This is a genomic window from Curtobacterium sp. APC 4022, assembly GCF_030407555.1.
GTDB lineage: Bacteria > Actinomycetota > Actinomycetes > Actinomycetales > Microbacteriaceae > Curtobacterium.
Genome location: NZ_JASDDD010000039.1, coordinates 16046 through 34344, shown reverse-complemented (window position 1 = coordinate 34344; position 18299 = coordinate 16046). Strand labels below are relative to the sequence as shown.

The window sequence follows — 18299 nt, the reverse complement described above, 5'->3', positions numbered from 1 at the left end:
CGGTCGTCTCCGTCCGTGGACAGCTACAGCGCGACGACCCCGGTTCCGCGACCAGCGTCGTGCTCTTCGCCCGCGGACCGGCACCCGCAGGCCGTCCGACCGGGAGGCACGCCCCACCACCGTCTCGATCGTCCCGACCACGGAGCCGGGCGGCAACTCGGCGGGCACCTCCGCCTCGCCGATCCGCGGCACGTACAGCCGCTCCCCGTCGACCACCGGGCGCGCCAGGTTGAGGCGAGACAGGTCGGCGTCCGCAGCTGCTCCCCCGGCAGCCGTCAGGGCGTCCGTGACCCGGGCGTCGGCGGCGACGCGGACGACCCCCGCATGCTCGACCGCCCCGACGACGTACAGCACGGCGACGTCAGGCGCTGCGGACGCCGACCCGGACGCAGCCGGAGTTGCCGAAGCAGGCGCCGAGGAAGGCGCCGACGCCGTCCCGGGCGGACCCGGGGTTCCAGCGGTCGGCGCTCCCGTGACGATGGACACTCCGGGCTCGTCCGTGCCACCCCCACGACCGCCGCCCCACCACCCGGAGACGATGACCCCGAGCGCGAGCACGCCGACTATCCCCACCAGCAGGAGGGCAGCGCGGGGAGACAGCGTGAACCGGGACATGTCCCGAGACGCTAGGGAGCCCGGCCGGTCGACCGGGCACGGTCAGGCACAGCTGTGGAGAGCGCCCGCACCCCGCCAGTTGTGGAGGAACCAGCCGCCGAGGACCGGCCCCAGCGGGACCGGCCCCAGCGGGACCGACCCAAGCGGACCGACCCCAGCGGAACCAGCCTCCGAGCCGACTACCCCTTGATCGCGATGTTGACCAGCTTCGGCGCCCGGACGATGACCTTCACGATCTCCCGGTCCGCGATGTACCGCTGTACCGCGTGCGACGACCGCGCGAGCTGCTCGAGCTCGTCGGCCTCGATCGACTTCGACACCTCGAACGAGTCGCGCACCTTGCCGTTGACCTGCACGACGGCCGTCAGGGTCTCCTGCACGAGCAGCGTCGGGTCGGCCTTCCGCCACCCGAACGTCGCGACCGGGGCGTCGTACCCGAGCGTCTGCCACATCTCTTCGCCGGTGTAGGGCGCGAAGACGCTGAGTCCCAGCGCGATCGTCTCGGCGGCCTCGCGGACGGCGGGGTCGGCGGCACCGGGGCCGCTGTCGATCGCCTTGCGGGTGACGTTCACCAGGTCCATGAGCCGCGCGATCACGACGTTGAACTTGAACGACTCCATCAGCCCGGGGGCGTCCGCCAGGAAACGGTGGGTCGCCTGCCGGACGCCGCGGTCACCGGTGGACCAGACGGCGTCGGGCGTCGAGGTGACGTCGACGGCGATCCGGTAGGCACGTGCCAGGAACCGGGCGGAGGCCGCCGGCGAGACGTCCTCCCAGTTGATGTCGTCCTCGGGCGGTCCGGCGAAGCCCATCACCAGGCGGATCGCGTCGACACCGTGGGCGTCGAGCTCGTCGCCGAGCGAGACGCCGCCCTTCGACTTCGACATCTTCGAGCCGCCGGAGAGCACCATGCCCTGGTTGAGCAGCGCCGAGAACGGCTCGGTGAAGTCGAGGTAGCCGAGGTCGAACAGCACCTTCGTGACGAAGCGCGCGTAGAGCAGGTGCAGGATCGCGTGCTCGACGCCGCCGATGTACTGGTCGACGGGTGCCCACTTGTTGACGAGCGCCGGGTCGAAGGCCTGCGTGTCGTCGTTCGCGGACAGGAAGCGCAGGAAGTACCACGACGAGTCGACGAAGGTGTCCATCGTGTCGGCGTCGCGCTTGGCGGGCGTGCCGTCGACCGGGTTCGGCACGTTCACCCAGTCGGTCGCACCGCCGAGGGGCGAGGTGCCCTTGGGCTTGAGGTCGAGCCCCTCGGTGGGGGGCAGCACGACGGGCAGCTGGTCCTCCGGCACCGGGTACTCGGTGCCGTCCTCGCCGTGGATGATCGGGATCGGGGTGCCCCAGAAGCGCTGACGCGAGATCAGCCAGTCGCGCAGGCGGTATGTCTTGGCGGCGCGGCCGGTACCCCGCTCGTCGAGCAGGCTGATCGCCGCGGTGATGGCGTGCTGCTTGCTCATGCCGTCGAGCGGCCCGGAGTTGATCATCCGGCCTGCACCCGTCAGGGCCTCGCCGGTGGCGACCGGGTCGAGTGTGGGGACGTCGAAGTCGTCGAGCGTCGCTCCCTCCGGGATGACGGGGATCGCGCCGGTCACGGCGGCGTTCGTGTCGACGACGACCTTGACGGGCAGGTCGAAGGCGCGGGCGAAGTCCAGGTCGCGCTGGTCGTGGGCGGGCACGGCCATCACGGCGCCGTGGCCGTAGTCGGCCAGCACGTAGTCGGCGGCCCAGAGCGGCAGGCGTTCCCCGGTCAGCGGGTGGATCGCCCAGCGGCCGAGCGGCACACCCGTCTTCGGGCGGTCGGCGTTCTGCCGGTCGATGTCCGAGGTCTTCTGCGTCGCGACCAGGTAGTCCTGGAACGCGGCACGGGTGGCGTCGTCGACGGACGGGTCCGCGACGAGTTCGGCGGCCAGGTCGGAGTCCGGGGCGACGACCAGGAAGGTCACGCCGTGGATGGTGTCCGGGCGCGTGGTGAAGACGGTGACCGGTTCGTCACGGCCCTCGATGACGAAGTCGACGTCCGCGCCGACCGAGCGGCCGATCCAGTTGCGCTGCATCGCGATGACCTTCGACGGCCACCGGCCCTCGAGCTGGTTCAGGTCGTCGAGCAGCCGGTCCGCGTAGTCCGTGATCTTGAAGTACCACTGCGTCAGCTTCTTCTTGACGACGACGGCGCCGGAGCGGTCCGAGGTGCCGTCGGGCAGGACCTGCTCGTTGGCCAGGACGGTCTGGTCCACCGGGTCCCAGTTGACCCAGCTGTCCTTCCGGTACGCCAGACCCTTCTCGTACATCTTGAGGAACAGCCACTGGTTCCACTTGTAGTACTCGGGGTCCGAGGTGTGGATCTCGGTCGACCAGTCGAACGACGGGGCGTAGCGCTTGAAGGAGGCCTTCTGCTGCGCGATGTTCGCGTAGGTCCACTCCTTCGGGTCGACCCCGCGCTTGATGGCGGCGTTCTCGGCGGGCAGGCCGAACGAGTCCCAGCCGATCGGGTGCAGCACGTTGAAGCCCTGCTGGCGCCAGTAGCGCGCGACGAAGTCCCCGAGCGCCCAGTTCTCGGCGTGCCCCATGTGCAGGTCGCCGGAGGGGTACGGGAACATCTCGAGGATGTACTTGCGCGGGCGCTTGTCGTCGGGGTCGGCGGTGAAGAGGCCGAGCTCTTCCCACCGCGCCTGCCACTTCTGCTGGATGCGCCGGAAGTCGTAGGTGTGCGGGTCCTCGACGTGCTGCTCGATGGTCACGGTCGTCAACGATACAAGCCGGGAGGCCCGTCCCGCGTCCGTGCGTCGGCTCACCCGTCGAGCAGGCGTCCGTCCCGCATCCGCAGGGTCCGGTCGACGAGGTCGGCGGGCACCGGCACGTGCGACACGACGAGGAGGGTCCGTCCGGCCGCGCGGGCGGTCGTCACGAGGTCGCGGAGCACGCTGTCGCCGAGGTCGGGGTCGATGTCGGCGGTCGGTTCGTCGAGCACCAGGACCGGGAACGCGTGCAGGAGCGCGCGGGCCAGTGCCAGTCGGTGGGCCTGCCCACCGGACACGAGCGAACCGCGCTCCCCCACTCCGGCGTCCAGTCCCCCGCGTCGGCGCACCCAGTCGCCGAGCCCGACCCGGTCGAGCACGGCGAGCAGTTCGACGTCGGTCGCGGTCTCGCGGGCGAAGAGCAGGTTCTGCCGGACGGACTGGTCGAAGACGAACGGGTCCTGCTCGATCAGCCCGATGCGGGCGCGGACGGCGTCGGGGTGCAGGTCCCGCGCCTCCGTCCCGTCCAGGGTGTAGCTGCCGGTGTGGTCGACGAAGCGGACGAGGGCGTCCACGAGGGTCGTCTTGCCGGACCCGCTCGGGCCGCTGAGCACGACGACCTCGCCGGGCCGCAGGTCGAACGAGACCCCGTCGACCGCCGGGGTCGACGCGCCCGGCCAGCGGACGGACAGGTCGCGGACCCGGACCGCGACGGTGCCCGGCACGACGAGGTCGTCGACGTCGGCGGCGTCCTCGGGTTCCGGCACGAGCCCGGCCGGCGGTTCCGCGGGGACGACCTGTTCGACCCGGTCCGCGGCGGCCCGGACACGCCGGAGCGTCAGGACGGCGAGCGGGACCCCGCCGACGACCTCGAACAGGGCGAGCGGCACGAACACCGCCAGCGCCCAGAGCGGACCGTCCAGAGCGCCGCTGACGACCGCCGGAGCGCCGACGGCCAGCACACCGATGACCGCCGCCCCGCCGACCAGCCCGACGAGCGCACCGACGAGCGACTCGACGGCGCCCCGGCGGCGGACCGCCCGGGTGACCCGGTCGTCGAGACGGGCGATGTGGGTGAGTCGTTCCTCCAGCGTTCCGTAGGCGACGAAGACGTCGAGCGTGCGGACCGTGTCGAGGACCAGGTCGGCGACGCGCCCGCGGTCGGCCGCGGTCTCGATGTCCGAGCGGCGGGCGACGGCCGCGGTGACGACCGTCCCGACCAGGGCGGCGACGCCGAGGGCCAGCAGCAGCACGAGGGCGGCCGGCACGGAGACGAACGCGACGGCGACGACGGAGAGCAGTGCGGTGACGCCCGCCGACACGAGTGGCCCGACGACCCGGATCGGCAGGTCCTGCAGCCGGTCGGTGTCGGTGACGAGCCGGGTCATCAGGTCGCCACGCCCGGTCGACCCGAGCCCGGCGGGTGCGACCGAGGCGAGCCGTCGGTACATCTCGGTGCGGACGACGGCGAGCTGCCGGAACGAGGCGTCGTGCCCGGCCAGCCGGTCGACGTAGCGGAAGACGGCACGCCCGAGCGCGAAGGCGCGGACGCCGACCATGACGAGCGTCAGGTAGAGGATCGGCGGGTGCTCGGCGGCCCGGGTGATGAGGTACCCGCTCGCCGCGAGCAGGGCGACGCCGCAGAGCGCGCTGAGCACGCCGGCGGCGACGGCCTTGGCCCAGCCGCGACCACGGGGCAGGGCGAGCCGCAGGACGGACCCGGTGCGGGCCTCCCGGCCGGTGGTGCTGGTCATGCGGACACCTCCTGGGCGGATCGCCGGGACGAGACCGTGACGGAGCCGGTGGCGCCGATCGCGACGACGACGTCGGCCGCGGCCACGACCGCGGGTCGGTGGCTGGCGACGACGACGACCGCCCCCGCGTCCGCCAGGCGGCGGACGGCGGCGACGACCTGCGCCTCGGACTCGGCGTCGAGGGCCGACGTCGGCTCGTCGAGCAGCACCAGCGGCGTCTGCTGCCGGGCCGCGTGGTACAGGCCGCGGGCGACGGCGACACGCTGGGCCTGGCCGCCGGACAGTCCGGACTCGCCGCTGCCGACCGGGAGGCCCGGGTCGACTCCCAGCCCCACCGCACCGAGCGCGGTCCGCACGTCGGCCGTGTCCGGCTCGGCGGAGAGCGCGACGTTCTCGGCGACCGTGCCGCGCACCAGGCGCGGACGCTGGTCGACCCAGGAGGTGCGGTCACGGACCGACAGGTCGGCGCGGCCGGGCACGGTGACGGTGCCGTCGGCGGGCAGGACCCCGCGGATCGCGGCGATCAGGCTGGACTTGCCGGAGCCGCTCGGGCCGACGAGGGCGACGACGGTGCCGGCCGGGGCGGTGAGGTCGACCGGACCGACGACGGTCTCGGGGCGGTGCACGGTCAGCCCGGCGAGGACGAGGGCGGCGGAGTCCGACCGGATCGGAGCCAAACCCACCGGAGCGGGACCCTCCGGAGCCGACCCGTCCGGGTCGTCGAGCACGTCGAGCACGGCCTGCGACGCCGCCACCCCGTCCTGGGCCGCGTGGAAGTCGGCGCCGACCTGCCGGAGCGGGGCGAACGCCTCCGGGGCGAGGACCAGCACGAACATCGCCGCACCGAGGCCGAGCGAGCCGTCGACCAACCGGATGCCGATCGACACCGCGACGAGCGCGACCGACAGGCTCGCGGCGAGCTCGAGGGCGAAGCCGCTGACGAACGACAGCCGGAGCACGCCGATCGTGCCCCGGCGGTACTCGTCGGTGACCTGCCCGATGCGGCCGACCTGACGGCGGGCCCGCCCGAAGACCTTGAGGGTCGCGAGTCCCTCGACGGCCTCGGTGAAGGCCCCGCCGAGTCGGGCGAGCGCGTCCGCCTGCTGCTGCTGCAGCGAACGGGTGGCGAGCCCGATGAGGACCATGAACACCGGGATGACCGGCATCGCGCACACGATCACGACGGCACTCGTCAGGTCGCCGGACCCGATCGCGACGAGCAGCATCGGGGTCGCGACCGCGGTCAGGGCGAGCTGCGGCAGGTAGCGGCCGAAGTAGGCGTCGAGTGCGTCGAGCCCGGGGCCGAGCGTGGTGGCGAAGCCGGCGCTCGACCGACCGGCGAGCCACCCGGGGCCCCGGTCGGCCGCGCGCCGGAGCACGGCGGCGCGGAGTTCGCTCTTCACGCGAGCACCCGCGCGGGCGGCGAGGTCGTCCGTCGCCCAGGACGCGACCGCCCGCAGCAGGAACGCCCCGCCGAGCAGCGCGAGCGTGCCGGCGAACGTCGCGGGGACGACGCCCGCGCGGACCGCGTCGACGACCTGGGTCACGGCGGCCGCGATCCCCCACGCGATCGCGATGGTCGCGATCGTCCGGACCGCGCCGGTGCCGGCGGCGGCCACGACGAAGCCGCGTGCCGTCCGGGACAGACGGAGCAGGCGGGGGTCGAGCGGCTTCACACGTGCCTCCTGGTCAGTGCGAGGCCTGCGCGACGGTGGCGCGCGAGACCCGCTTGCGGAAGACCCAGTACGTCCACGCCTGGTAGGCGAGCACGAGCGGGATGCAGACCAGCGCGACCCAGCTCATCACCGTCAGCGTGTACGTGCCGGACGAGGCGTTGGCGACGGTCAAGCTGTTCGCCGGGTCGTTCGTGGCGGGCATGACGTCCGGGAACACCGCGGTGAACATCGCCAGGACGACCGCCGCGATGGTGACGGCCATCAGGGCGAAGGCACGTCCCTCCCGGCCGCGTGCGGCACAGAGGACCGCGACGACCAGGGCCACGGCGCCGACGGCGGAGAGCACGAGCGACGTCGGGGTGGACCGGACGAGCGCCATCGTGACCAGGAAGACCGCCGCCACGACGATCGTGACCACGCCGGCGCGCTTCGCCAGGCGCATCGCCCGCTCGCGTATCTCGCCCTCGGTCTTCAGCGCCACGAACACGACGCCGTGGGTGAAGAAGACCAGCAGCGTGGTGGCACCGGCGAGCAGTGCGAAGGGGTTGAGCAGGTCGAACAGCGTGCCGGTGTAGTTGTGTCCGGAGTCCATCGGGATCCCGCGGACGACGTTGCCGAACGCGACGCCCCAGAGGAACGACGGCACCGCGCTGCCGACCACGATCATCAGGTCGAACCGGCGCTTCCACGCCAGGTGCTTGTTCTGGTGCCGGTACTCGAACGACACCCCGCGCAGGATCAGCGCGGCGAGGATGAGCAGCAGCGCCAGGTAGAAGCCGGAGAACATCGTCGCGTACCACTCGGGGAAGGCGGCGAACAGGCAGGCGCCGGCGACGATCACCCAGGTCTCGTTGAGGTCCCAGACGGGGCCGATGGTGTTGATGAGGACGCGGCGGTCGGTGTCGTCCTTGCCGAGGAACGGCAGGGACATGCCGACGCCGAAGTCGAACCCGTCGAGCACGAAGTACCCGACGAAGAAGAGTCCGACGATCGCGAACCACAGAACGGGCAGGTCCATCTCAGGCAGCTTCCATCTCTAGTAGACCGTCACTTCGTGCTTGACCTCGCCGGTCTCCGCGTCGACCTCGGCCGGGGCGGCCGGGCCCTCCTGGGCGACCTTCTTGATGAGTCGGAACTCGACCACCGCGAGGGATCCGTAGATGAGGGTGAACACGACGAGCGAGATGAGGACCTCGAGGCCCGTCACGTTCGGGGAGACACCGTCGGCCGTCTTGAGCAGGCCGAACACGAGCCACGGCTGGCGGCCCATCTCGGTGAAGACCCAGCCGACGATCATCGCGGCCATCGGCAGCGGCACCGCCCAGATCGCGATGCGCCAGATCCACCGCTGCTGCGGGAAGCGGCCCTTGCGGGTCAGCCAGAGCCCGGCGAGCGAGACCAGCACGGCGCCCATCCCGAGCGCGATCATCCAGCGGAAGGACCAGTAGGTCACCCAGATGATCGGCTTGTAGTTCCCCGGGCCGTAGACCTGCGTGTACTGCGCCTGCAGGTCGTTGATGCCCTCGACGGTGCCGGTGAAGGTGTGCGTCGACAGGAAGGACAGCAGGTAGGGCACGCGGATCGAGAACAGTTCGGTCACGCCGTCGGGCGTGCCGAGCGTGAAGATCGAGAACGAGGCGTCCTTGCCGGTCGCGGTGTTGTAGAGCGCCTCGGCGGCGGCCATCTTCATCGGCTGCGTGTCGACCATGGTGAGCCCGAGCTGGTCACCGGTCAGGACCGTCAGCGCACCCGCGGCGACCATCGTCCAGAGGCCGAACTTCAGCGCCGGCATCATCGTCTCGAGGTTCTGGTTGCGCGCCAGGTGGTACGCGGCGACCGAGATGATCACGCCGGCGGCGACCATGAAGCACGCGAAGATCGTGTGCGGGAAGGCGGCCAGGGCGACCTTGTTGCCGAGGACGGCCCAGATGTCGGTGAGTTCGGCACGACCCTTCGCCGCGTTGATCGCGTAGCCGACCGGGTGCTGCATGAACGCGTTGGCGGCGATGATGAAGTACGCCGACATGATCGTGCCCGCGCTGACGCACCAGATGCTCGCCAGGTGCAGCTTCTTCGGCAGACGGTCCCAGCCGAAGATCCAGACGCCGATGAACGCGGCTTCGAAGAAGAACGCCAGGATGCCCTCGAGCGCGAGCGGGGCGCCGAAGACGTCGCCGACGAAGCGGGAGTAGTCCGACCAGTTCATGCCGAACTGGAACTCCTGCACGATGCCGGTGACGACCCCCATCGCGAAGTTGATGAGGAAGATGCGTCCGAAGAAGCGGGTGAGCTGCAGGTAGTGCGCCCGCCCGGTCCGGACCCAGGCGGTCTGGAACACCGCGACGACGACGGCCATGCCGATCGTCAGCGGGACGAAGAGGAAGTGGTAGATCGTCGTCAGACCGAACTGCCACCGCGACAGCAGGAGCGGGTCCAGGAGGTCGTTCATGCTTCGACGGTACTGTCGCCCGCGCAGATTCGACAAGTTGTAGAGGGGCCTCGTGCACGAACGTGCACAGGCTCTGCACGGTACAACCGTGCGGAACAAGTGTCACGCACGAGTGCCCCCGGAACGACGACAGGCGCCGGGCTCGATGCCCGACGCCTGTCGTCGTGGGTCCCGCGCAACGACGCGGGATCCGGGGTGTCCGTGCGACCTAGAGCAGGCCCTCGTCGGTCAGGAAGTCCTTCGCGATCTTCGAGGCCTTCTCCTTGTCGACGGTGCTCTTGGTGTTGAGCTCGATGAGCGCGTCGGTCGTCAGGACCTTGCTCACCTTGTCGATGTCCGCCGCGGCCTTGTCGTCGACCTTGCTCGACACCACCGGGGTGACGTTCTGCGGCACGATGAGGTTCTTCGGGTCCTTGAGGACCACGAAGTCGTTGGCCTTGATGCTCGGGTCGGCGGTGTAGATGTCCGCGAGCTGCACGGTGCCGTCCTTGAGCGCCTTGACCGTCAGGGCCCCGCCGGAGTCCTCGATCGCCTTGGACTGGACCGTGACGCCGTACACGGACTCCAGGCCCTTCGGACCGTACGGACGCGTCTGGTTCTCCGAGTTCGCGCCGACCGTCAGCGTGCCCTTGACCTTCGACAGGTCGGCGAGGCTCGTCACGTCGTTCTCCTCGGAGAACTTCTTCGTGACGGTGTAGCTGTCCTGGTCGGTGGCCTCGGCGGCGTCCAGGGCACGGAGCCCCTTCGGCAGGGCCTTCTCGAGTCCGGCCGTGATCTCCGACTCGGTCTTCGCGGTCGAGTTCTTGTCGAAGTACTGCAGCAGGTTGCCGCCGTACTCCGGCATGACGTCGATCGCGCCCTTCTCGAGCTGCGGGAGGTAGACCTCGCGCTGCCCGATGTTGAAGTTCCGCTTCACCTGGAAGCCGTCCTTCTCGAGGACCTGGGCGTAGAGCTCGGCGATGATCTCGTTCGAGTAGTACTGCTGCGACCCGACGACGATGGTCTTCGAGTCGGAGGAGGTGCTGGAGCCGCTGTCGAGCGGGCTGCTGGAGGAGCAGCCGGCGAGGGCGGCGGCCACGCCGACGGCGACCGCGGCGGCGATGCCGGCGCGGAGCTTGGGTGCTGTGATCACGAGGGGGTTCCTTCCGGGATGGGTGTGTGGGGCCGCTCACGCGATCCCGAGCGACGCCGTGTCGGACGGTCGGCGACGCCCGCGGGCACCACCGCCCGCTGGAGCACGGAGAAGACGATCTCGAACGCGATCGCGAGTGCGATCACGAGGATGGAGGCGCCGAGCATCATGGCGTAGTCCTGGGTCTTCAGCCCGAGGAACACGTAGCCACCGAGCCCGCCGGAGCCGACGTACGCGGCGAGGGTGGCGGTGGCGACGACCTGGAGCACGGCGGCTCGGACGCCACCGACGAGCAGCGGCAGGCCGAGCGGGATCTCGACCTTGGTCAGGATCTGCCACTCGGTCATGCCCTGTGCCCGCGCGGCGTCCACGGTCACCGGTTCGACGGACTCGATGCCGGCGTAGGCACCGGCGAGCACCGACGGGATCGCCAGGACGACGAGCGCGAGCAGGGGTGCCTGCAGGTTGGCGCCGAGCATGAGGCCCACCAGGGTGAGCACGCCGAGTGTCGGCAGGGCGCGGATGCCGCCGGACAGGGCGATCGCGAAGCCGCGGGCCTTGCCGGTGTGGCCGATGGCGTAGCCGATCGGGATGGCGATCACCGACGCGATGAGGACGGCGAGCAGCGAGATCCAGATGTGTTCCCACAGCCGCTCGGGCACGGCGTCCGGGCCGGCGTAGTTGGCGGGGTCGAACACCCAGCCGAAGGCCTGTCCGATGATCATGAGGTGACCTCCGCGTTCTGGAGCACGCGGCGGGTCGCACGCTTCGACGGCGCCGAACGACGCGTCCACGGCATCACGATGCGGCCGAGCAGCACGAGCAGCCCGTCGATCGCGAACGCCAGGACGAGCACCATCACGACACCCGCGAGGATCTCCTCGGGGATGTTCCGACCGATGCCGTCGGTGAAGAGCGACCCGAGGCTCTGGATGCCGAGGACCGCGCCGACCGTGGTCAGCGAGATGGTCGACACCGAGACGACCCGGAGGCCGGCGAGCAGCACGGGGCCGGCGAGCGGCAGGTCCACGCGGAAGAAGCGCTGTGCTCCCGAGTACCCCATCGCGGTCGCGGCCGAGGTGGTGTCCGGGTCGACCGAGCCGAGGCCGTCGACGGTCGAGCGGACCATCAGCGCGAGGCCGTAGAGCGTCAGGCCGACGACGACGTTGACCGGGTCCTGGAGTCCGGTGCCGATGAGCCCCGGCAGGGCGATGAACAGCGGGAGCGACGGGATGGCGTAGAGCAGCCCGGCGAGCGTGACGATGCCGCCACCCAGACCGCTGCTCACCCGACGTGCACCGGGCCGGCGGAGTCGGACGACGAGCCAGCCGATCGGGATCGACAGCAGGAACGCGACGATGATCGGCGGGATCGCGATCGCCAGGTGCGCGACCGTGTCGTCCCCGATCGTGTCGAGGTTCGACAGCACCCAGTTCACCGGGTGCTCCCACCCTGCGCCGCAGCACCCGGGGCGCTGGGCGTCCCGGCCTCGGAGCGGACAGCGGCAGCGGCGTCGACGACGCCGACGGGACCGGTCAGGACGCCGGCGGCGCGACCGTCCCCGTCCACGACGACCGGACCGGTCGGGGTCTGCTCGACGCGGAGGGACCGACGGCCCCGGCCCACGCCGATGAAGTTCGCGACGAAGTCGTCCGCCGGGGCGGACAGGATCTCGGCGGGGGTCCCCTGCTGGGCGATCTCGCCGCCCTTCTTGAGGATCACGACCTGGTCGCCGAGCTTGAAGGCCTCGTCGATGTCGTGCGTGACGAAGACGACGGTCTTGCCGAGCTCACGCTGCAGTCGGATCAGCTCGTCCTGCAGGTCGTTGCGGACGAGCGGGTCGACGGCGCCGAACGGTTCGTCCATGAGCAGGACGTTCGGGTCGACCGCGAGACCACGGGCGACGCCGACGCGCTGCTGCTGTCCGCCGGAGAGCTGCGAGGGGTACCGGTCGGCGAGCGACCGGTCGAGGCCGACGGTGTCCATCAGCTCGAGGGCACGCTTCCGCGCGTCGGCCTTCGAGACACCGGTGAGCAGCGGCACGGTCGCGATGTTGTCGGCCACCTTGCGGTGCGGCAGCAGCCCGGCGTTCTGCATCACGTAGCCGATCCGACGGCGCAGCTGCACCGGGTCGACGCCGGCGATGTCCTCGCCGTCGATCTGGACGGACCCCGCGGTCGGGTCGATCATCCTGTTGATCATCCGGAGGAGCGTGGTCTTGCCACAACCGCTCGAACCGACGAACACCGTCGTGCTCCGCGAGGGGATCACGAGGTCGAACGACTCGACGGCGTTCGTGCCGTCCGGGTAGGTCTTGCGCACCGAGCGGAACTCGATCATGGGTGCCCTTCTTGGTGGAGGTAGCCCGACTCCGGAGAACAGTACATGCCCGAGCGCATACCGGTTCGCTCGGGTCCGATCGTGACGCCTGGCGGACATCCACCCCAGGTCCGCGCAGTTCGGACACGAACGCCCGCCCCTCCTGTCCGGAGGAACGGGCGTTCGGGTGGTTCCGGGTCGACTCGTGCCGACCGGCGATCGATCAGGAGGCCCCGATCACCGACTCCAGGTACGGCCGGCTCATCGCGCGGTACGCCGCGATCAGCTCGGTGTCGGGGTGGTCGCGGTCGACGTGGGCGCGGGCGAGGACCGCGTGCGCCGACTCCGCCAGGACGACCCACGCGCGGTTCACCGCGTCGGTCTGCGGCAGGTCGAACCGCTCGCGCATCACGGTGCCGACGGCCCCGCCGAGCGCGGCGAGCCGGTCAGCGTCCTCGTCACCGGAGGTGGTGTCGATGTCGGCGAACCGGATGGCCCGGAAGCCGGGCTCGGTGCGGTACATCTCCGCCGTCATGTCGACGAGCGCGTCGCAGCCTTCCTGCCACGTCGTGGCACCCGAGGCGTCGAGCGTCTCGACGAAGCGGGCGGCGAGGCGCTGGGTGCAGCGGATGGCCAGGGCCTCGACCACGGCGATGCGGTCCGGGAAGTACCGGTAGACCGTGCCGATGGACGCGCCGGCACGCTCGGCGACCATGGCGGTCGTGAGCCGCTCGAAGCCGATCTCGTCGATGACCGCGGCAGCGGCGTCGAGCAGGCCCGCGAGGCGCGCCGAGCTGCGGGCCTGGACCGGCTCGTTCCTGAGCAGTGATGATCCCCCCGGCAGTGCGTTCGAAACCTCGGTGACGAGCACGTGAACTCCTTCTCGCGGTGACCGCGGGCTGACTGGCTGAGACCGCAACTCTCGCAGACGACGGCTTGGTCTTGGCTGCGATTCCCGGGGTGTCGGGTCCCCGGCCCCGTCCGGCGAGCACCCCGCATGGGATGATGGTGCGATGCCCGAGTCGACGCCTCCCGACCCTGCCGCGCCCCGGGACACCGTCCCGACGCCCGAGGGCAGCGCTGCTCCGGGCCGGGACGCCCGGTCCGTGGAACGCGAGCACGACCGGCGCGAACAGTCCCCCTGGGGCATCCAGCAGTGGGAGACCGCGATCCCCGAACCGATCCTGCACCGGGCCGCCCGCATCGAGGACGCCGTGCAGGAGTACCGCGAACAGCACGCCCGGAAGCGCGGTCAGGTCCCGACGGTCATCCCCTACACGGGCTACGGCGCACCGGGGTGGGTCCGTGTGCTCTGCCGGGTGCTGCTCACCCGCCGGGGCCTGGCCTCCGACGTCTCGTACGCGGGCGTCCGCGGCTGGCGCAGCTTCACCAGCGTGGCCGTCGACCACGCCGAGGTCACCATCACCGCCGGCGGCAGCACCCACACCGTGCAGAGCGACCGTGGCGGGGTCGTCGACGCCATCGTCCCGATCGACCTCGAACCCGGCTGGCAGACGATCCGCCTGTCCGCCGGCGGCATGCGCGACGTGGACGCGGACGTCTTCGTGGTGCACCCGGACACCCGCTTCGGCCTGCTGTCGGACATCGACGACACCGTGATGGTGACGAGCCTGCCCCGTCCGATGCTGGCCGCCTGGAACTCGTTCGTGCTCACCGAGCACGCCCGACGTCCGGTGCCGGGCATGTCGGTCCTCTACGAACGCGTCCTGGCGCAGCACCCGGGCGCGCCCACCGTGTACCTGTCCACCGGCGCCTGGAACGTGGCACCGACGCTGCAGCGCTTCCTGACCCGGAACATGTACCCGTCCGGCACCCTGCTGCTCACCGACTGGGGCCCCACCCACGACCGGTTCTTCCGCAGCGGGCAGCAGCACAAGCAGGACAACCTGCGCCGCCTCGCCCGGGACTTCCCGGACATCCAGTGGTTGCTCGTCGGCGACGACGGGCAGCACGACGAGCACCTCTACGGCGAGTTCGCCAGGGAGCACCCGGACAACGTCGCCGCGGTCGCGATCCGGCAGCTGTCCACCAGCGAGGCGGTCCTGGCCGGTGGTCGGTCGCGTGCCCAGGAGCGCACCCGCGACTCCACCGTGCCGTGGGTCTACGCCCCGGACGGCGCCGGTCTCTGGACCGAACTCGGACGCGTCGGGATCGCCGAACTCGACTGAGCGGCGCCCGAAGTGCTGCCGGGAGCGATCTGAACGCACCTTCAGCGCAGGTGCGCCGCAGCCTCCGGGTGGTTCGATCAGGGCATGGCTCAGCGCATCGAGGACCACGCCCTCATCGGGGACTGTCACACCGCCGCACTCGTCACCCGGGACGGTGACATCGACTGGGCGTGCCTCCCCCGGTTCGACAGTGCATCGACGTTCGCGTCCCTGCTCGGCGACGAACACGACGGGCAGTGGTCGCTCCGCCCCGCCGACCCCGAGGCGACCCCGGTGCGCCGGCACGACGGCGACTCCCTGGTCCTCTCGACCGTGTGGACCACCACGACCGGCGTCGTCGAGGTCACCGACTTCATGCCCGTCGACGCCCACCGCGCGACCATCGTCCGCCGGGTCCGCGGCCTCACCGGCACGGTCGAGATGCGGCAGGTGCTCCGCATCCGGTTCGGGTACGGCTCCGTCCTGCCCTGGATCCGGCAGCTCGGCAACGCGGACGAGCCGGTCCTCGTCGCGACCGCCGGCCCGGACGCCGTCGTCGTGCGGGGCCCGCGCTTCCGCGCCGACGACCACCGGCACACCGCCACCACGACGATCGCGGACGGCGACGTGCTCGACACCGTCCTCACCTGGTACCCGTCGCACCGCGAACCGCCGGAGCCGTTCGACGTCGACGCGGCCCTGCACCACACCCGCGACTGGTGGCACGACTGGACCTCCCGCACCCGCGCCGAGGGGAAGTACGCCCCCGCCGTCCGCAGCTCCCTGATGTACCTGCGGGCGATGACCCACGCCGAGACCGGCGGCGTCGTGGCGGCCGCGACCACGAGCCTCCCGGAGGACCCTGGCGGCGAACGCAACTGGGACTACCGCTTCGTGTGGCTGCGTGACGCGTCGATGGCGCTCGCGTCCCTCATCGCCCACGGGTACCGCGACGAGGCGTCGCACTGGCGGGCCTGGCTGCTCCGGGCGATCGCCGGCGACCCCGACGACGTGCAGATCATGTACGGCATCGCCGGCGAGCGGGAGTTGCCGGAACGCACGCTCGACCACCTGGCCGGGTACGCCGACTCGAAGCCGGTCCGCGTCGGCAACGGGGCGTACACGCAGTACCAGGGCGACGTCTTCGGCGAGGTCCTGGCGGCCCTGCACGACGCCCGCGAACTCGGTGTCGAGGAGAGCGGCGCCTCCTGGTCGCTGCAGCGCGCCCTCCTCAGCCACGTCGAGGCGCACTGGCAGGAGCCCGACAACGGCATCTGGGAGATGCGCGGACCGCGACGGCACTTCACCCACTCGCGCGCGATGATCTGGGCCGCCTTCGACCGCGGGGTCGCCGCGTGCGAGGAGTTCGGCCTGGAGGGGCCGGTGGAGCGTTGGCGCACCCTGCGCGACCAGGTCCGGGCCGAGATCGAGGAGCACGGCTGGAACGCCGAGCGGGGCGCGTACCGCCAGCACTACGACACCGACGAGGTCGACGCGAGCCTGCTCGTGCTCCCCCAGATCGGCTACTGCAAACCAGACGACCCGCGGATGCTCGGGACGGTGGCCGCCATCGAGCAGGACCTGCGGGTCGGCGACGACGGACTGCTGCTCCGGTACCGGACGTCCTCCGGCTTCGACGGACTCAGCGGCGCGGAACACCCGTTCCTGGCCTGCTCGTTCTGGCTGGTCGAGCAGTACGCCGGCTCGGGGCGGGTCGAGGACGCGGAACGGCTCATGGACGTCCTCGTCGGGTTCGCGAACGACGTCGGGATGCTGTCCGAGGAGATCGACGTCGCGACCGGCCACCACATCGGCAACACCCCGCAGGCGCTCTCGCACCTGACGCTCGTCACCGCGGCCGACGCGATCGCACGGGCGAAGGGGGCAGCGGCCGGGCACCGGACCCGGGCGGCACAACACGGCGGCGGCACCTGGAGCGTCAGCGGTGCCGGCGAGCGGGCCGGCGGACCGGCCTGACGCCGGCGCGGTCACGCACGTGGTGCGCCACGACGGACGGGAGGCCCGGTACCAGCTGGTACCGGGCCTCCCGTCATGCGGTGGTCGCGTCGGTCAGGACGAGCTGACCCACTCGGCCGGGCCGCGCGAACCCGCGCGGTACTCCTCGAGCGGGACCGCACCGGACTTCCAGGCGTTCACGACCGGCTCGACGATCTCCCAGCAGCGCTCCGCGACGTCGCCGCGGATGGAGAGCAGCGGGTCGTCGTGGAAGATGCCGTTGAGGACCTCGCCGTAGGGGGTGAGCTCGCCGTCGTCGAACGAGGACGACAGGGTGACCTGGCCCATCTCGAACGGGTTGCCGCCGCCGTTGGCCGAGACCGACAGCTCGATCTCGTCCGGGTTGAGGACGATGCGCAGCGTGTCCGCCTTCGGCCGACCGGACAGGCCGGAGGGCAGGCGCGTCACGGGCTTGAAGGTGATGAGGACCTCCTTGCGGCTGGCGCCGAGCGCCTTGCCGGAGCGGAGGGTGAAGGGGACGCCGGCCCAACGGGCGGTGTCGACCTCGACCTCGATCTCGGCCAGGGTCTCGGTCTCGCGCGACGGGTCCACCCCGTCCTCCTGCTGGTACGACGGCAGGTCCTTGCCGTCGATCGTGCCGGCGGTGTAGACCGCGCGGCGGGAGGCGATGGTCGCGTCGTCGCCCTTGAGGCGCGTCGAGCGGAGCACGCGCGCCAGCGACGAACGGAACTCGACCGAGTCGATCGCTGCCGGGGCGTCCATCGTCACGAGCGCCAGGATCTGGAGCAGGTGCGACTGGATCATGTCGAGCAGGGCGCCAGCCTCGTCGTAGTACTGCGCGCGGTTCTCGAGGCCCAGGGTCTCGTCGTAGAAGACGTCGACCTTCTCGATGTTGTCGGCGTTCCAGATCGGCTCGAACATGCGGTTCGCGAAGCGCAGACCGATGATGTTGAGGACCGTGGTGCGTCCGAGGAAGTGGTCGGTGCGGTGCACGCGCTCTTCCGGGACGAGCTCGAGGACCGTCTTGTTGAGCGCCTCGGCGCTGGCGACGTCGGTGCCGAAGGGCTTCTCGAACGCCAGGGTGGTGCCCTCGGGCAGCTCGACGTGCTGGAGCGCCTCGCAGATGTCGGACGCGATCTGCGGCGGCAGCGCGAAGTAGAGGATCGGCTCGGCCTCGGCCGCGTCGAGCAGGGCCTTCAGGTGCTCCGGGTCGGTCGGGTCGCCCTGGATGAACTTCGTCGACTCGATGGTCGCGTCGACCTCCGGGCCCGCGACGTCCTGCGACGCGAACGACTTCGTGACGACGTCCTTCCACTGCTCCTCGCTGCGGGCGCTGCGGCCCGTGCCGATGAGCTGGACCGGGACGGAGCGGCCGCTCTGCAGGAAGGTCCCGAGACCCGGCAGGAGGAGGCGTGAGGCGAGGTCGCCGGTCGCGCCGAAGATGATGAGCGTGCGCTTGTCAGTCACCGGA

General features: G+C 71.2%; 13 protein-coding genes and 1 pseudogene. 2 read left to right on the top strand and 12 right to left on the bottom strand.

The annotated features are described in order from the left end of the window. The 11 genes from QL987_RS12360 to QL987_RS12310 form a co-directional block, all read right to left on the bottom strand. The coding region (locus QL987_RS12360; protein WP_290157888.1) for an SLBB domain-containing protein at positions 1–615 on the bottom strand (615 nt) is incomplete at its 3' end. Positions 616–794: 179 nt separating this feature from the next. Further along, on the bottom strand, positions 795–3356 hold the full coding sequence (gene leuS, locus QL987_RS12355) for a leucine--tRNA ligase (protein ID WP_290157887.1): 2562 nt from the start codon (positions 3354–3356) through the stop codon (positions 795–797). Positions 3357–3406: 50 nt separating this feature from the next. Continuing rightward, a complete protein-coding gene (cydC, locus tag QL987_RS12350) occupies positions 3407–5107 on the bottom strand; it encodes a thiol reductant ABC exporter subunit CydC (protein WP_290157886.1) in 1701 nt (566 codons plus the stop codon). Further along, complete coding sequence (gene cydD / locus QL987_RS12345) at positions 5104–6783, bottom strand: thiol reductant ABC exporter subunit CydD (RefSeq protein WP_290157885.1); 1680 nt, start codon at positions 6781–6783, stop codon at positions 5104–5106. Before cydD ends, cydC begins: the two co-directional genes overlap by 4 nt. Before the next feature lie 13 nt (positions 6784–6796). Further along, positions 6797–7801 (bottom strand): cytochrome d ubiquinol oxidase subunit II, encoded by a 1005-nt coding sequence (gene cydB / locus QL987_RS12340; protein WP_290157884.1) that lies wholly within the window; start codon positions 7799–7801, stop codon positions 6797–6799. 18 nt (positions 7802–7819) lie between these two features. Next, entirely contained in the window at positions 7820–9232 is a 1413-nt protein-coding gene (locus QL987_RS12335) for a cytochrome ubiquinol oxidase subunit I (protein WP_111076115.1), read from the bottom strand. Positions 9233–9440: 208 nt separating this feature from the next. Next, on the bottom strand, positions 9441–10364 hold the full coding sequence (locus tag QL987_RS12330; RefSeq protein ID WP_290157883.1) for an ABC transporter substrate-binding protein: 924 nt from the start codon (positions 10362–10364) through the stop codon (positions 9441–9443). Then, the gene (locus QL987_RS12325; protein ID WP_111076117.1) at positions 10361–11089 is read right to left on the bottom strand and encodes an ABC transporter permease; all 729 of its coding nucleotides are present in this window, start codon (positions 11087–11089) and stop codon (positions 10361–10363) included. The genes QL987_RS12330 and QL987_RS12325 overlap by 4 nt, the downstream gene beginning before the upstream one ends. Then, positions 11086–11802, bottom strand: coding sequence for an ABC transporter permease (locus tag QL987_RS12320; RefSeq protein WP_111076118.1), 717 nt, complete (start codon positions 11800–11802; stop codon positions 11086–11088). The genes QL987_RS12325 and QL987_RS12320 overlap by 4 nt, the downstream gene beginning before the upstream one ends. Next, positions 11799–12704 carry an ATP-binding cassette domain-containing protein gene (locus QL987_RS12315; protein ID WP_111076119.1) on the bottom strand — a complete coding sequence of 302 codons (906 nt, stop codon included), beginning with the start codon at positions 12702–12704 and terminating at the stop codon, positions 11799–11801. The genes QL987_RS12320 and QL987_RS12315 overlap by 4 nt, the downstream gene beginning before the upstream one ends. A gap of 202 nt (positions 12705–12906) precedes the next feature. Further along, positions 12907–13554 (bottom strand): TetR/AcrR family transcriptional regulator, encoded by a 648-nt coding sequence (locus QL987_RS12310; RefSeq protein WP_221850012.1) that lies wholly within the window; start codon positions 13552–13554, stop codon positions 12907–12909. Positions 13555–13696: 142 nt separating this feature from the next. Between QL987_RS12310 and QL987_RS12305 the strand changes: the two genes are divergently transcribed. Together QL987_RS12305 and QL987_RS12300 are read left to right on the top strand one after the other, a co-directional pair. Continuing rightward, positions 13697–14872: a phosphatase domain-containing protein gene (locus QL987_RS12305; protein ID WP_111076121.1), complete on the top strand. Its 1176-nt coding sequence runs from the start codon at positions 13697–13699 to the stop codon at positions 14870–14872. Between the two features lie 81 nt (positions 14873–14953). Beyond that, positions 14954–16828, top strand: a pseudogene (locus QL987_RS12300) (glycoside hydrolase family 15 protein); the annotation flags it as partial. A 93-nt stretch (positions 16829–16921) separates the two neighbouring features. Here the strand turns inward: QL987_RS12300 and QL987_RS12295 are convergent. After that, positions 16922–18295 carry a glucose-6-phosphate dehydrogenase gene (locus QL987_RS12295; RefSeq protein ID WP_290157882.1) on the bottom strand — a complete coding sequence of 458 codons (1374 nt, stop codon included), beginning with the start codon at positions 18293–18295 and terminating at the stop codon, positions 16922–16924. Between the last annotated feature and the right edge of the window lie 4 nt (positions 18296–18299).